Raw genomic sequence first — 15,727 nt, 5'->3', positions numbered from 1 at the left:
GGCGGGGCCCGGCCCGTTGGCGTGAAAAAAGGCGCGGGCTACCCCGCCGCCGCGATACGCGTGGCGCGCTGCAGCTCGGCCTCGCGGCGCCGGCGGCGGGCCAGCACCACGCGGCGCTCGGCTGCGGTGAGACCGCCCCACACCCCATAGGGCTCCGGCTGGAGCAGCGCGTGCTCCCGGCACTCCACCATGACCGGGCAACGGGCGCATACGCGTTTGGCGGCCTCTTCACGGGAAAGGCGGGCCGCCGTGGGCTCCTTTGATGGTGCGAAGAAAAGCCCGGCTTCATCCCGGCGGCACACCGCCTCCGAATGCCAGGGGCCGGCCTGTTCCCTGGCGGAAATCCGCTGGGCCGGAACGGCGGCTTCCTGCAGGGGCTGATGCGGTAGCAGCACGGTCTACTCCTGACGACGGCTTTGCTTGGCCGATTGAGTCACCTTTGCCCGTCTCGACGCGCACGGCCATTCGCACCCGCAGCCGTACGAGAGACGATGCACCAAGCTTTACCCGCTGTGCGCGAGCTTATTCACACCGTTGCCATGACCGGAATGACGTACGGACGCCGCCGGACTCGGCGGAGCGCCCGTACCGGAGGTCACCCCGAGGTCATCCCGGGGACTTCCGGAGGTTCTTCAGCCGCTTTCCGCGCTTGGTCTTCGCCTCCACACTGCCGAAGACCGCCGTGCCCCTGACCACGACGATCGGGGCGTCCGGATCCGGGGACTCCGACGTCCGCACGTCGAAGGTGCCGAAGACACCGGCGCCGGCACCGTGCACGGACACGTTCTCCGGCACCTTGATCTCGACACTGCCGAAGACGCAGTTGACGTTGACGACGATCTCCCGCTGCTCGAAGACCGCCTCCGTCAGATCGATGTCCACCCCGCCGAACAGCGCGAAGACATTGGTGCGCGGCCGGGGGCGCCAGCGCCCCTTGCGGGTCGCGCCGGCGAAGACGGCGACCAGGCTCTCCGCCTCGCTCACGGCGGGGCGCACGGAGGCGTCGTACGGGCGCGCGGGAGCCGGGGCCGCGGCGTGCCGCGCGCCGACGGGCAGATCGCGCACCAGCGGCTCCAGCTCGCCGACCGTCTTCGCCTCGTACGCCGCGCCGACCCGCTCCGCGTGCTCCTCGGCCGTGAGCCGGCCCTCGGCCAGCGCCTCACGGAGGATCTCGGCGATCCGGTCACGGTCGGCGTCGGAGGCGCGCAACGCGACGGGCGCCGCGGCCTCGGGGCTCTTGCTCAGCGACACCCGGTTCTCGGGGGAAGACTCGTCCACGGACAGCAGCGTAAGCCAGACGCGATAGATCGCGACAGTGGGCGGCGCGACGAACTGAGCCTTACCTCACAAACTCACCACGTCGTCCGCCCCCTACCCTGAGAATTGCGCTGTCGACGACGCCAGCCACCGTTTTCCGCAGAGTGAGTGAGGAATCTCCGCGATGTCTGCCGGCCCCGAGTTCGCCTACACCGACCTCCTGCCCCTGGGCGAGGACAACACGCCGTACCGTCTGGTCACCGCCGAGGGCGTATCGACCTTCGAGGCCGACGGCCGTACGTTCCTGAAGGTCGAGCCGGAGGCGCTGCGCAAGCTCGCCGCCGAGGCCATGCACGACATCTCGCACTACCTGCGCCCGGCCCACCTGGCCCAGCTGCGCAAGATCCTGGACGACCCCGAGGCCTCGCCCAACGACCGCTTCGTCGCCCTGGACCTGCTGAAGAACGCGAACATCGCGGCCGCCGGCGTGCTCCCGATGTGCCAGGACACCGGCACCGCGATCGTCATGGGCAAGCGCGGCCAGAACGTCCTCACCAAGGGCCGTGACGAGGAGGCCCTCTCGCGCGGCATCTTCGACGCCTACACCAAGCTCAATCTGCGCTATTCGCAGATGGCCCCGGTGACGATGTGGGACGAGAAGAACACCGGCTCCAACCTGCCCGCGCAGATCGAGGTCTACGCGACCGACGGCGGCGCCTACAAGTTCCTCTTCATGGCCAAGGGCGGCGGCTCGGCCAACAAGTCCTTCCTCTTCCAGGAGACGAAGGCCGTGCTCAACGAGGCGAGCATGATGAAGTTCCTGGAGGAGAAGATCCGCTCGCTCGGCACGGCCGCCTGCCCGCCGTACCACCTGGCGATCGTCGTCGGCGGCACGTCCGCCGAGTACGCGCTGAAGACCGCGAAGTACGCCTCCGCGCACTACCTCGACGAGCTGCCGGAGGAGGGCTCCCCGCTGGGCCACGGCTTCCGTGACAAGGAGCTGGAGGAGAAGGTCTTCGAGCTGACGCAGAAGATCGGCATCGGCGCCCAGTTCGGCGGCAAGTACTTCTGCCACGACGTCCGCGTCGTCCGCCTCCCGCGCCACGGCGCGTCCTGCCCGGTGGCCATCGCGGTCTCCTGCTCCGCCGACCGCCAGGCCGTCGCGAAGATCACCGCCGAGGGCGTCTTCCTGGAGCAGCTGGAGACGGACCCGGCGCGCTTCCTGCCCGAGACCACGGACGAGCACCTGGACGCGGACGGCGACGTCGTCAAGGTCGACCTCAACCGCCCGATGGACGAGATCCTCGCCGAGCTCACCAAGTACCCGGTGAAGACCCGTCTGTCGCTGACCGGCCCGCTGGTCGTCGCGCGTGACATCGCCCACGCGAAGATCAAGGAGCGGCTGGACGCGGGCGAGGAGATGCCGCAGTACCTCAAGGACCACCCGGTCTACTACGCCGGCCCCGCCAAGACCCCCGAGGGCTACGCCTCGGGCTCCTTCGGCCCGACCACGGCCGGCCGCATGGACTCCTACGTCGAGCAGTTCCAGGCGGCGGGCGGCTCCATGGTCATGCTCGCCAAGGGCAACCGCAGCAAGCAGGTCACGGACGCGTGCGGCACCCACGGCGGCTTCTACCTCGGCTCGATCGGCGGCCCGGCGGCGCGGCTGGCGCAGGACTGCATCAAGAAGGTCGAGGTCGTCGAGTACGAGGAGCTCGGCATGGAGGCAGTCTGGAAGATCGAGGTCGAGGACTTCCCGGCGTTCATCGTCGTCGACGACAAGGGCAACGACTTCTTCGTCGACCCGGCGCCGGCCCCGACGTTCACCTCGATCCCCGTGCGGGGGTAGTCGCACCCTGCGGCGGGCGTTTCCTCAGGGGGCTGCCGCCCCCTGAGGACCCCCGTCAGGGGCTACGCGAAGCGCTGTGACGGCGACCCGTCACACTTCTGAAGCCGGACCGGCTCCTTGGCCCCTGCCAGGCTCAGGCACAGGTCCTGCGCGGCCGCGGGCCGGAACGTCCCGCCGGACAGGCTGAACCGCTGGTTCGCCCCACCGTGGCAATCCCACAGCACGACCGCCGCCCCGGCGGCATACGTGCCGCCCGGCACGTCCACGCACCGGTCGTGCGTCAGCGCCGTGTGCAGCGAGCCGCGCTGCCCGTCGAACCACCACTGCTGGTTCCGGGCCCCGGAGCAGTCCCAGCCGCCGACCTCGGTCCCGTTGGCGGAACCCGCCCCGTAGGCGTCCACGCACGTCCCCGTGGCCGCGCTCCTCAGCGGCCGGAACGCGTCGTCCCACGCGCCCTCGTGCAGCACCGGCGACCCCGTGCTCGCCGGGTCCGCGCAGCTCGCCTCGCGCAGGCCCGAGCGGTAGAGCTGGGTGAGGCAGGACGCGAAGGCCGCGTGGCCGCGCACGTTGGGGTGGAAGGACTGCCGCACGGAGTTCTCGTTCGGCGGGAAGGGGTTCGTCACGTCGACGTACAGCCCCCGGGCCCAGGTGTTCTCCATGCACACCTCGTGCCCGTGGAAGAGCCGCGAGTTGTCGAGGTAGGTCGCGCCCGTCTCCCGCGCGGCCTTCCTCATGCCCCGCTCGAACGCGGGCACCGCCGTGTTCCGTCCCCACGCGGAGTCCGAGGTGTAGCCGACGCAGCCGCCGGGGAGCTTGCCGGGGTAGTCGGGGTTGTCCTCGATGTCGGGGCCGATGGGGCTCGGGTAGCCCATGACGACGAGCTTGTAGTCGCCGTCCGCGTAGCCCGCGTCCGTCATGACCTTGCGCAGGTCGCGGACGGTCGCCTCGACCTTGGGCACCAGGCCGTCGACGCGCGCCTGCCAGCCGGGCGCGTACTTGGGCTCGCACGGCCCCTGGAGGGTCAGGTAGCGGGTGACGCAGTCGGTGATGACCGGACCGAACTGGAGGTCGTCGTTGGCGCCGGCGACGAGCAGCACCAGCTTCACGCGCGTGTTGCGGGCCTTGACCGCGAGCGCGTCGCTCTGCACGAGCTCGTCCGCGTACTGCCTGCCGCCGCCGATGCGGATGTTGCCGGTGGCCGCGCCGGAGCAGGCGACGTTGTAGGTGACGTCCGCGGGGATGCCGGTGCGGTGGATGGCGGAGTCGGGCGAGCGGTGGCACCAGTTGTCCGGGCCGTTCGTGCCGGGCTCGTACGTGCCGACGCCCTCGCCGGAGATCTCGCTGTCGCCGAGGGAGAGCAGCGAGGACTTGCGCTGTGCGAGGGGGCGCTCGGCGGCGTCGCCGTAGAGCTTGACCGCCTCGGCGGCGCGGATCCTCTCCAGTTCGGGCGACAGGGGGGTGGACGCGGCCGCGCCGCGCGACCGGTCGGCCGCCGGGGCCGCGGTGGCGGACGTGACGGACAGCCCGCCGAGCGCCGCCGCGAAGGCGGCGAGCGCGGCGAGGGAACAGCGCAGGGTGGGTCTGCGTGTCCGGGTCATGGAGCCTCCCCGAGTTCTGTTGTTACTCGCGGTATTTAGTAGCCGCGAGCGACTTTTGGGAACACGGGGATCAGGACAAACGCTGTGACCGGCAGGAGGTAAGCGATGATGACCGACAGTGGGACGCCCGACAGCGGGACGACCGGCAGCGCGCGGTACCGGATCGAGCACGACTCCATGGGCGAGGTGAGAGTCCCGGCGGACGCCAAGTGGCGGGCCCAGACCCAGCGCGCCGTGGAGAACTTCCCCATCAGCGGGCAGCGCCTGGAACGCGCGCACATCGAGGCGCTGGGCCGGATCAAGGCCGCGGCGGCCAAGGTCAACGCCGAGCTGGGCGTGATCGACGAGGACGTGGCGGCGGCGGTCGTGGCGGCGGCCGGCGAGGTCGCCGAAGGCCGCTGGGACGACCACTTCCCCGTCGACGTCTTCCAGACCGGCTCCGGCACGTCCTCGAACATGAACGCCAACGAGGTCATCGCCACCCTCGCCACGGAGCGCCTGGGCCGCCCCGTCCACCCCAACGACCACGTCAACGCGAGCCAGTCCTCCAACGACGTCTTCCCGTCCTCCATCCACATCGCCGCGACGGCCGCCGTGACCGGCGAGCTGATCCCGGCGCTGGAGCACCTCGCGGCCGCCCTGGAGCGCAAGGCCGAGGAGTTCGCGGAGGTCGTCAAGGCGGGCCGGACGCATCTGATGGACGCCACGCCCGTGACGCTGGGCCAGGAGTTCGGCGGCTACGCCGCCCAGGTCCGGTACGGCGTCGAGCGGCTGCGCGCCTCGCTGCCCCGGCTCGCCGAACTGCCCCTGGGCGGCACGGCCGTGGGCACCGGCATCAACACCCCGGCCGGCTTCTCCGGCGCGGTCATCGCCGAGGTGGCCCGCACGACGGGGCTGCCGCTGACGGAGGCCCGCGACCACTTCGAGGCGCAGGGCGCGCGGGACGGCCTGGTGGAGACCAGCGGGCAGCTGCGCGTCGTCGCCGTGGGCCTGACCAAGATCGCCAACGATCTGCGCTGGATGGGCTCGGGCCCGCGCACCGGGCTCGCGGAGATCGCCCTGCCCGACCTCCAGCCGGGCTCCTCGATCATGCCGGGCAAGGTCAACCCGGTGGTCTGCGAGGCCGTCCTGATGGTCGCCGCGCAGGTCATGGGCAACGACGCGACCGTCGCCACGGCGGGCGCCGCCGGGAACTTCGAGCTCAACGTGATGCTCCCGGTGATGGCGAAGAACCTCCTGGAGTCCGTCCGGCTGCTCGCCGCCGTCTCCCGGCTGCTCGCCGACCGCACGATCGACGGCATCACCGCCAACGTCGAGCGGGCGCGCGAGTACGCCGAGTCCTCGCCCTCCGTCGTCACTCCGCTGAACCGGTACATCGGCTACGAGGAGGCCGCGAAGGTGGCCAAGAAGTCCCTTGCGGAGCGGAAGACGATCCGGGAGGTCGTGCTCGAATCGGGCTATGTGGACCGCGGGCTGCTGACGACGGAGCAGCTCGACGAGGCGCTCGACGTCCTGCGCATGACCCGCCCGTAGCCGAAACCCCTCCGCTCGTCCCTGCGGTATTCGTCACGGCGCATGGGTGTCCCCGGCACCTAAGATCTGCGCATGGCAGCGGAGACCACGGACACGACGGGAACGGCGGGCGCGGGTGGCGGCGGCGGGAACGGCCGCTGGGCACCGGGCGACCAGATCCTCTGGCGCTACCGAGGCAACGCCAGACCCGGCACCGGGGGCGGCATCCACATCTGCCGTCCCGTCACCGTCGTCGAGGACACCGCGGAGCTGCTCGCGGTGTGGATGGCGCCCGGCACGGACTGCGTCAAACCGCTGCTCGCCGACGGGACGCCCGTCCACCGCGAGCCGCTGGCCACGCGCTACACCAAACCGCGGACGACGTCGGTGACCCGCTGGTTCGGTCCGGGCGTGCTCAAGCTCGCCCGGCCCGGCGAGCCCTGGTCGGTCTGGCTCTTCTGGGACCTCGACTGGCGCTTCCGGAACTGGTACGTGAACCTCGAGGAGCCGCTCGCGCGCTGGGCCGGCGGCGTGGACTCCGAGGACCACTTCCTGGACATCGCCGTCTACCCCGACCGCAGTTGGGAGTGGAAGGACGAGGACGAGTTCGCCCAGGCGCGCCGGGCCGGGCTGATGACGGACGCTCAGGCGGAGCGGGTGCGGGCCGCGGGGCGCGCCGCCGTCGAGCTCGTCGAAGCCTGGGGCCCGCCGTTCACCGCCGGCTGGGAGCGGTGGCGGCCCGACCCGGCGTGGCCGGTGCCGGCGCTCCCCGAGGACTGGGACCGCGCGCCGGTGGACCGTGCGCCGGCGCGCGCCCCGGGCGTGAACCCGGTGTGAACCCAATGTGAGCAGGATGCGAGCCGGTGGGGCGACAGCGTGTGAATCGGGGCCCGAACCGCTTGCCGACTCCCCGCGCGGCAACCGTAGGATCGGCCTCCGCGATACTTCGGTCAGTACGGCACTGCACGACCCGGCACACCGGCACAACGGACAGACAGCACAGCCACAGTCAGCAGGAGGGGCGGAGCCGTGAGCGGTGACGACCAGCGGGACTACGACGGCTTCGCCCTGTTAGGGCTGGACCGCACCGGCCAGGCCGAGGCGTTCGACGCCATCGGCGACCGTTACGACGAGGCGTTCCCGCACAAGGACGGCCAACTGGCCGCCGGTGAGTGGCTGGCCGGGGCGCTGCCGCCCGGCTCCCGGGTCCTGGACCTGGGCTGCGGCACGGGCCTGCCGACGGCCCGGCAACTCGTGGACGCCGGCCATGAGGTCGTCGGCGTCGACCTCTCCCCCGGCATGCTCGACCTCGCCCGCGCCAATGTGCCGGACGCGACCTTCCACCTGGCCGACCTCGCCGATCTGCGCGACGGCCGGCTGGGGGTCTTCGACGGCGCGGCCGCGTTCTTCTCCCTGCTGATGCTGCCGCGCCCGGAGATCCCGCACGCCCTGCGGATGCTGCACGGCCTGCTCAGACCCGGTGGCCTGCTGGCCCTCTCCATGGTCGAGGCCGACGTCGACGACTACGCGATCCCGTTCCTCGGCAGCACGATCCGGGTATCCGGATATCTGCGGGACGAACTGCGCCAGGTCGTGCGTGACGCGGGATTCGACATCGCCGGGGAGAGCTCGCGGGCGTACGCCCCGGCGAGCACGGACGTACCACCCGAGATCCAGCTCTTCCTCGACCTGCGCCGCGTCTGACCCACGTGTGCCCGCCCGCCCCCGGGCGGGCGCACGGCCCCTACGGATGGAACCCCACGCGTGACGGAGCACTCCAACTCCCACGGAAGACCACGGCCCGCGCCGCGCTCCGGCGCCGACGCGCCGGGCGCGCCCGAGCACGCCGCCGTGCCCCGGCAGGGCGGCGCCCCGGCCGCCGAAGCGACCCCGGCGGCCCGCGGCGCCGCACACCCGGCCCCGGCGCCCCACGAGGCCCACGGCCCGGCGGCCACCGCCGATCGCGACGACGAACCGGCCCGCCGGAGCCCGGGCGTCGACGCCGACGTGCCGTCCGCGCCCCCGGCAGGCGAGCCCCACGCCGTCGCCGAACCCGATGCCGGTGCCGACGAGCCGACGGACGAGACCCACGCCCCGGCCGGCCCCGACGACGACGGACAGGGCCCCGGCCCCGAAGGCCGCGAACGACCCACGCCCGGCACCGACGAGCCGGCCGGCGCCGGAGGCCGGGCGGGCCGTCGCGCGGGCCGGAAGGCGACGGCCGCCGGCGCCGGGGGAACCGGCAGGGCCGGTGGCGGCGAGGCCCAGGGCGCCGCCTCCGGCGGCGCGCGCCGTGAGGCGAGCGGTGACGGGGCCGATCCCGGCATACCGCCGCACGGCGGCAGCGGCGGCGGGGGCGGCATCGGGCCCGCCGACAACGCGCGGGAGCGGGCCGGGACGTCCGGCGGCGGGGAGCGGCTGCGGTTCGTCGGGGCCGCGACGCGGCGGATCGCGCGCGGCATCGATCTGGACGAGATCGTGCTGGGGCTGTGCCGGGCGACCGTGCCGACCTTCGCCGACGCCATCCTCGTCTATCTGCGCGACCCCCTGCCCGTCGGCGACGAACGCCCCGTGGGCCCCGTCGTGCTGCGGCTACGCCGCACCGACCGGCTCCCCGAGTACGTCCAGGCCGGCGAGACCGCCGCCGAGGGCGAGGCCCCCGCGCCCGACCCGGGGCCGGAGCTCGCCGACTCGGCGGCGGAGCGCTGCGAGGTGCGCATAGGCGGGCCGCTCGCGGAGGTGCTGCGGGGTGTCAGGCCCGTCTTCGGGGACTCCTCAGCCGCGCGGGCGGCCCTGCCCGAGCTCCTCGGCGAAGGCCGGCACGTACCCGACCGGCACCGCACCATCCTGGCGCCGCTGCGCGGCCGCCGCCGGGTGATCGGCGCGGCCGTGTTCGTCCGCCGCCAGGACCGGCCCGCCTTCGAGGGCGACGACCTGCTGGTCGCCGCGCAACTGGCGACGCACACCGCCCTCGGCGTGGACAAGGCCGTCCTCTACGGCCGCGAGGTCTACATCGCCGACGAGCTCCAGCGCACCATGCTCCCCGACTCCCTCCCGCAGCCCACGGGTGTCCGGCTCGCCAGCCGCTACCTGCCGGCCGCCGAAACCGCCCGGGTCGGCGGCGACTGGTACGACGCGATCCCGCTGCCGGGCAATCGCGTGGCCCTGGTCGTCGGCGACGTCATGGGCCACTCCATGACCTCCGCCGCGATCATGGGCCAGCTGCGCACCACCGCGCAGACCCTCGCGGGCCTGGACCTGCCGCCCCAGGAGGTGCTCCACCACCTCGACGAGCAGGCGCAGCGCCTGGGCAGCGACCGCATGGCCACCTGCCTGTACGCGGTCTACGACCCGGTCGCCCACCGCATCGTCATCGCCAACGCGGGCCATCCCCCGCCGGTCCTGCTCCACCGGGGCGGCCGGGCCGAGGTGCTGCGGGTGCCGCCGGGCGCGCCGATCGGCGTGGGCGGGGTGGACTTCGAGGCCGTGGAGCTGGACGCGCCCGCCGGGGCGACGCTGCTGCTGTACACGGACGGCCTGGTGGAGTCCCGGATACGCGACGTGTGGACCGGCATAGAGCAGTTGCGCGAGCGGCTGATCGACACGGCCCGGCTGACCGGCCCGAACCCGCCGCCGCTGGAGCCGCTGTGCGACGAGGTGCTGGGCATGCTCGGGCCGGGCGACCGGGACGACGACATCGCCCTGCTCGCCGCCCGCTTCGAGGGCATCGCGCCCAGCGACGTCGCGTACTGGTTCCTCGACCCGCGCCCCCAGACGCCCCGCCAGGCCCGCCGGCTGGCCCGCCGGGCGCTCGCCCGCTGGGGCCTGGAGGAGCTGACGGACGGGGTGGAGCTGCTGGTCAGCGAGGTGATCACCAATGCCGTGCGGTACGCCGAGCGCCCGATAACGCTGCGGCTGCTGCGTACGGACGTGCTGCGCTGCGAGGTGGGCGACGACGTGCCGCAGTTGCCCAGGCTGCGTCAGGCCCGGCCCTCGGACGAGGGCGGCCGGGGGCTGTACCTGGTGAACAAGATGGCCCGGAGGTGGGGTGCGACGCGGCTGAGCACGGGGAAGGTGGTGTGGTTCGAGCTGCCGCTGCCGGCACACGGACGGTGACGCGAGCTCGCCGGTTCCGGACAGAGTCCGGACCCCTGTTGCCGACACTTTGTCGGCGCGGTTGACTGGCTCGGACGGAGGGCGGCTCCTCACGCGCCCTCACCGGTCCCCGTCCCGGGAGGCGTCCCCATGTCCGACTCGGCGCAGAACACCCCGTACACCACGAACAACGCCGGCGTCCCGGTGGAGAGCGACGAGCACTCGCTCACCATCGGTGACACCGGCCCCATCCTGCTCCAGGACCACTACCTGATCGAGAAGATGGCCCAGTTCAACCGCGAACGGGTCCCCGAGCGGGTGGTCCACGCCAAGGGCGGCGGCGCCTACGGCACCTTCGAGGTGACCAATGACGTCAGCCAGTTCACCAAGGCCGATCTCTTCCAGCCCGGCCGGCGGACGGAGATGCTGGCCCGCTTCTCGACCGTGGCGGGCGAGCAGGGCTCCCCGGACACCTGGCGGGACCCCCGTGGCTTCGCCCTCAAGTTCTATACGGCACACGGTAATTACGACCTGGTCGGCAACAACACCCCGGTCTTCTTCGTCCGCGACCCGCAGAAGTTCCAGGACTTCATCCGCTCCCAGAAGCGCCACCCGCGCACGGGCCTGCGGAACAACGACATGCAGTGGGACTTCTGGACCCTCTCGCCGGAGTCGGCCCACATGGTCACCTGGCTGATGGGCGACCGGGGCATCCCGAAGACCTGGCGGCACATGAACGGCTACAGCTCGCACACGTTCATGTGGGTCAACGGCGGCGGCGAGAAGTTCTGGATCAAGTACCACATCAAGACCGACCAGGGCATCGACTTCCTCACCCAGGCGGAGGCCGACGAGCTGGCGGGCTCGGACGCCGACAAGCACCGCCGGGACCTGTACGAGGCCATCGAGGGCGGCAACGCCCCCTCCTGGACCATGTACGTCCAGGTCATGCCGTTCGGTGACGCGGCGGACTACCGCTTCAACCCCTTCGACCTCACCAAGGTGTGGCCGCACGGCGACTACCCGCTGATCGAGGTCGGGCGGATGACGCTCGACCGCAACCCGGAGGATTTCTTCGTCCACATCGAGCAGGCCGCCTTCGAGCCCTCCAACCTGGTGCCCGGCATCGGCCCCTCGCCCGACAAGATGCTGCTGGGCCGGCTCTTCTCGTACCCGGACACCCACCGCTACCGGATCGGCCCGAACTACGCCCAGCTGCCGCCCAACCGCCCGCACTCGGCCGTGAACTCGTACGCCAAGGACGGCCCCATGCGCTACGAGCCCGCGAACACGGCCCGCCCGTACGCGCCCAACTCCTACGGCGGCCCGGCCGCCGACACCGACCGTTTCGGCGAGATCGCGGGCTGGGCGGCCTCGGGCGAGATGGTGCGCGAGGCGTACAAGCTCCACCGCGAGGACGACGACTGGGGCCAGGCCGGCACGATGGTCCGCAAGGTCCTCGACGACGCGGCCCGTGAGCGGCTGGTCTCGAACGTCGTCGGCCATCTGAAGGCGGGCGTGAGCCGCCCCGTCCTGGACCGGGCGTTCCAGTACTGGCGCAACATCGACAAGAACGTCGGCGACGCCATCGCCACCCGCGTCAACGGGACCTGACCGTTCCGCCCGGAAACGGACCGGCCGCCCTTCCCCCGTGGGGAAGGGCGGCCGGTTCGTCCGGGTCACGGCAGCTGTTGCTGTCCGGCCCCGTTGGAGTGGACGTCGGGGTCCGGCTTGGTGGTGTCGGTCGGACGGGTGGTGCCCGTCTTCGTCGGGATCGGCGGGGTGGTCGGCGTGTGCTTGTCGCCCGTCGGCGTCGGGTCCTTCGACGGCGTCTGCTTGCCCGACGAGGACGGGTCCTTCGACGGGGTCTGCTTGCCCGAGGCGGTCGGCGTCGGCGTGACCTTGCCCTGGCTGGGCGTGCCGGCCGGGGTGCGCGGCGGGGGCGGCGGCGCGTAGCCGTCCTCGGTCTCCAGGTCGAACTTCGACTCGTCGTCGTCACCGAAGACGGCGGAGTTGTACGCGTTCCAGATCTTCGCCGGGTACGTACCACCGTTCACTCGGCCGCCGCCACCGGTGTTCATCAGGGTGACCTGCTTGCCGCCCTGCCCCTCGCCGAAGAGGCCGACGGTGGTGACCAGGCCCGGGGTGTAGCCCGCGAACCAGGCCGACTTGTCGTCGTCGGACGTACCGGTCTTGCCCGCCACCTGGTAGGCGCCGCTGGCGACGACCTTGGCCGTACCGTCGTTGACCACCTGGGTCATGACGGAGGTCAGGCCGTCGGCGGTGTTGCGGGAGACGACACGGTCACCGACGGCGTGCGGCAGCGAGAACTCCTGGCCGCCCTGCGTGGCCGACTTGATGACGCTCGGCGTGACCTTCTTGCCGTGGTTGTCCAGCGTGGCGTAGACGCCGGCCATCTCCATCGGGCTCGCGCCCATGGCACCGAGCGCCATGGCCGGGGTCTCCTGGAAGTCGCCCTTCATGCCGAGCTCGGTGGCGGTCTTCTTGACCTTGTCCATGCCGACGTCGACAACCATCTGCGCGAAGACGGAGTTGACCGAGTCGTTCATCGCCTGCTGGACGGTGATCGGACCGTAGCTCTGCTGGTCCTCGTTCTCCGGCGCGTAGCCGCCACCGCCGGGGCCGACGACCGGCCGCTGGTTGGTGCCGTCGTAGATCGTGCTCGGCGTGACCGGCCGCTTGTCCTGGGTCTTGGACTCGTTCTGGAGGGCGGAGGCCAGGATGATCGGCTTGAACGTCGACGCGGGCTGGTAGTCGGCGCGGGTGGCGTTGCTGATCTGGTGCTGGACGAAGTCCTGGCCGCCGTAGAGCGCCACGACCTTGCCGGTCTTGGGGTCCACGGAGACCGCGCCGGCCTGGACGTGGCCGTCGACCTCACGGGACTTGGGGTCCAAGTCGTCGATCAGCTGGTCCTTGACGGCCTTCTCCAGGGCCTTCTGCTTCTTGGAGTCGATGCTGAGCGTGATGGTCCAGCCGCCCGCCGCGAACTCGCTCTCCTTGCGGCCCTGGGCCGCCAGGTCGCGGATGATCTCGCGCTTGGCCGCCTCGACCAGGTAGCCGTTCTGGCCGGAGAGGCCGAGGGCCGCCTTGGGCTTGCCGGGCTCCTTGAACGTCATGCGCTGACGCTCGTCGGGCTTGAGCCACTTCTGCTCGACCATCTTGTCGAGGACGTAGCCCCAGCGGGCCTTGGCGTTCGCCTTGCCGGCCTCGGTGGCGGTGGCCCAGTCGTACTGGCTCGGCGCCTGCAGCAGGGCGGCCAGGTAGGCGCCCTCCTCCAGGGTGACCTTGTCGATGTCCTTGTTGTAGTACGCCCGCGCGGCGGCCTGGATGCCGTAGGCGCCCCGGCCGTAGTAGCTGGTGTTGAGGTAGCCCTCGAGGATGTCGTCCTTGGACTTCTCGTCCTGGACCTTCAGCGAGATGATCAGCTCCTTCACCTTGCGGGTGACGGTCTGACGCTGGTCCAGGTAGTAGTTCTTGACGTACTGCTGGGTGATCGTCGAACCACCCTGCTTGCCACGGCCCATGACCGTGTTGACGATGCCTCGGGCGGTGCCCTTCAGGTCGACGCCGGGGTCGTTGTAGAAGTTCTTGTTCTCCGCGGCGACCACCGCGTGCTGAACGACCACGGGGACCTTCGACAGCGGGACTTCCTCGCGGTTGACCTCACCGATGCGGGCGATGGTCTTGCCGTCGCTGGTCTTGTAGATGTTGCTCTGCAGCTTGGCCGCCGAGTTGCCCTTCGGCACGTCCACGTAGAGGTAGAGCGCGTAGAACGTGCCCAGCCCGAGGGCTATGACGGCCACGAAGTAGGCCAGCAGCATCTTCCATGTGAAGAACCGGCGTATGCCCTTCTTCTTGGGCTTCCCGCCGCCCTGTGCAGGGCGACCGCCCTTCTTCTGCGCCCGTCGCGCGTCCGCTCGGCCCATCTCTCCCGTAGCTCCAGTCCGTCCGCCCCCAACCCAGCTCACGAAGCTAACACCGCAACTGTCATCAAACGCCCATCGATCACGGCAATAACGGACGTGACATACAGCACCCCGGTTGGCGGGAACCGGGCACGGAGTCGTGCGGAAAACCGTACAGGGCCTCGATCCCCCGCTTAATGTGCTATCACTTTGATAGGGCCGCACGGCGGCTCTCACGACCGACCGAAACGGGGGGACCCTCATGTCCGAAGCCATCACCACCGCGACCTCGCGACCACGCGTCCAGGAGCACCCCGCCGCCGACATAGGCGGCGGCACGGCCCTGACGGTGGGCCTCGCGGGCCTGCTCGCCGGCGTGGGCACCGTCGCCGCCGGCGCCGTCACCAGCTCCCACGTGGCGACCGGGGTGACGGTCGCGCTGGTCGCCGGCGGCATCCTGATCGGCCTGGCCTCGCTGGTCGTGCTGTCCGGGCTGTGCACCGTCGCACCGGGCGAGGCCCAGGTCGTCCAGCTCTTCGGCCGCTACCGGGGCACCATCCGCACCGAGGGCCTGCGCTGGGTCAACCCCTTCACCAGCCAGGAGAAGCTCTCCACCCGGGTCCGCAACCACGAGACCCCCGTACTGAAGGTCAACGACGCCTACGGCAACCCCATCGAGCTGGCCGCCGTCGTCGTGTGGCGGGTCGAGGACACCGCGCAGGCGATGTTCGAGGTGGAGGACTTCCAGGAGTTCGTCGCCACCCAGACCGAGGCGGCCGTCCGCCACATCGCCATCGAGTACCCCTACGACGCCCACGACGAGGACGCCCTCTCCCTGCGCGGCAACGCCGAGGAGATCACCGAGAAGCTGGCCGTGGAGCTCCACGAGCGCGTCGAGGCGGCCGGCGTGCGCATCATCGAGTCGCGCTTCACCCACCTCGCCTACGCTCCGGAGATCGCCTCGGCGATGCTCCAGCGCCAGCAGGCGGGCGCGGTCGTCGCGGCCCGCAAGATGATCGTCGAGGGCGCGGTGGGCATGGTCGAGATGGCGCTGGAGCGCATCACCGAGCAGGACATCGTGGAACTGGACGACGAGCGGAAGGCGGCGATGGTGAGCAATCTGATGGTGGTGCTGTGCGGTGACCGGGCCGCCCAGCCCGTGCTGAACACCGGCACCCTCTACCAGTGACGGAGGAAGCGGAGCCGGACCGGCCCGCGCGGCGGCCGCAGCAGCGCAAACAGGTGCTGCTGCGGCTCGACCCGTCGGTCCACGACGCGCTGGCCCGCTGGGCGAGCGAGGAGCTGCGCAGCGCCAACGCCCAGATCGAGTTCCTCCTGCGCAAGGCCCTCGCGGACGCGGGCCGGCTGCCCAAGGACGTGACCGCGATCCGCAGACGCGGGCGTCCACCGAAGGCGGAGTAGCGGTCCTGACGCGGCCGTACGCACCGGAGTGCGTACGGCCGCGCCGGCCGCTCCGGCCGGGACGCGCG

The 15,727-nt window shown here is 71.5% G+C and carries 12 protein-coding genes; 8 read left to right on the top strand and 4 right to left on the bottom strand.

Annotation, left to right across the window (positions count from 1 at the left end):
• Positions 1-38: 38 nt before the first annotated feature.
• Together ACX9I7_RS18020 and ACX9I7_RS18015 are read right to left on the bottom strand one after the other, a co-directional pair.
• Entirely contained in the window at positions 39-395 is a 357-nt protein-coding gene (locus tag ACX9I7_RS18020; RefSeq protein ID WP_358624456.1) for a WhiB family transcriptional regulator, read from the bottom strand.
• Between the two features lie 211 nt (positions 396-606).
• Positions 607-1,278: a DUF1707 SHOCT-like domain-containing protein gene (locus tag ACX9I7_RS18015; RefSeq protein WP_459387878.1), complete on the bottom strand. Its 672-nt coding sequence runs from the start codon at positions 1,276-1,278 to the stop codon at positions 607-609.
• A gap of 163 nt (positions 1,279-1,441) precedes the next feature.
• On the opposite strand from ACX9I7_RS18015, the gene ACX9I7_RS18010 reads away from it, so the two are divergent.
• Positions 1,442-3,106 (top strand): fumarate hydratase, encoded by a 1,665-nt coding sequence (locus ACX9I7_RS18010; protein WP_459387877.1) that lies wholly within the window; start codon positions 1,442-1,444, stop codon positions 3,104-3,106.
• 62 nt (positions 3,107-3,168) lie between these two features.
• Here the strand turns inward: ACX9I7_RS18010 and ACX9I7_RS18005 are convergent, their stop codons facing one another.
• Complete coding sequence (locus tag ACX9I7_RS18005; RefSeq protein WP_459387876.1) at positions 3,169-4,704, bottom strand: ricin-type beta-trefoil lectin domain protein; 1,536 nt, start codon at positions 4,702-4,704, stop codon at positions 3,169-3,171.
• A 108-nt stretch (positions 4,705-4,812) separates the two neighbouring features.
• On the opposite strand from ACX9I7_RS18005, the gene ACX9I7_RS18000 reads away from it, so the two are divergent.
• From ACX9I7_RS18000 to ACX9I7_RS17980, 5 genes are all read left to right on the top strand, one after another.
• Positions 4,813-6,237 (top strand): class II fumarate hydratase, encoded by a 1,425-nt coding sequence (locus tag ACX9I7_RS18000; RefSeq protein WP_387567308.1) that lies wholly within the window; start codon positions 4,813-4,815, stop codon positions 6,235-6,237.
• Positions 6,238-6,309: 72 nt separating this feature from the next.
• On the top strand, positions 6,310-7,053 hold the full coding sequence (gene fomD / locus ACX9I7_RS17995) for a cytidylyl-2-hydroxypropylphosphonate hydrolase (RefSeq protein WP_387566793.1): 744 nt from the start codon (positions 6,310-6,312) through the stop codon (positions 7,051-7,053).
• Between the two features lie 192 nt (positions 7,054-7,245).
• The gene (locus tag ACX9I7_RS17990) at positions 7,246-7,920 is read left to right on the top strand and encodes a class I SAM-dependent DNA methyltransferase (protein WP_459387875.1); all 675 of its coding nucleotides are present in this window, start codon (positions 7,246-7,248) and stop codon (positions 7,918-7,920) included.
• Between the two features lie 60 nt (positions 7,921-7,980).
• Positions 7,981-10,332 carry a SpoIIE family protein phosphatase gene (locus ACX9I7_RS17985; protein ID WP_459387874.1) on the top strand — a complete coding sequence of 784 codons (2,352 nt, stop codon included), beginning with the start codon at positions 7,981-7,983 and terminating at the stop codon, positions 10,330-10,332.
• Between the two features lie 129 nt (positions 10,333-10,461).
• Positions 10,462-11,925: a catalase gene (locus ACX9I7_RS17980; protein ID WP_459387873.1), complete on the top strand. Its 1,464-nt coding sequence runs from the start codon at positions 10,462-10,464 to the stop codon at positions 11,923-11,925.
• 65 nt (positions 11,926-11,990) lie between these two features.
• On the opposite strand, the gene ACX9I7_RS17975 is transcribed toward ACX9I7_RS17980, so the two are convergent.
• The gene (locus ACX9I7_RS17975) at positions 11,991-14,258 is read right to left on the bottom strand and encodes a transglycosylase domain-containing protein (RefSeq protein WP_387566804.1); all 2,268 of its coding nucleotides are present in this window, start codon (positions 14,256-14,258) and stop codon (positions 11,991-11,993) included.
• A gap of 241 nt (positions 14,259-14,499) precedes the next feature.
• Between ACX9I7_RS17975 and ACX9I7_RS17970 the strand changes: the two genes are divergently transcribed.
• Both ACX9I7_RS17970 and ACX9I7_RS17965 read left to right on the top strand, forming a co-directional pair.
• Complete coding sequence (locus ACX9I7_RS17970; protein ID WP_387566807.1) at positions 14,500-15,426, top strand: SPFH domain-containing protein; 927 nt, start codon at positions 14,500-14,502, stop codon at positions 15,424-15,426.
• Complete coding sequence (locus ACX9I7_RS17965; RefSeq protein WP_358624477.1) at positions 15,423-15,659, top strand: type II toxin-antitoxin system antitoxin; 237 nt, start codon at positions 15,423-15,425, stop codon at positions 15,657-15,659. Before ACX9I7_RS17970 ends, ACX9I7_RS17965 begins: the two co-directional genes overlap by 4 nt.
• Positions 15,660-15,727 lie beyond the last annotated feature (68 nt).

Source organism: Streptomyces sp. L500, assembly GCF_054551825.1.
Note: the sequence above shows the minus strand (reverse complement) of the source record. Positions and strands in the feature narration are given on the sequence as shown.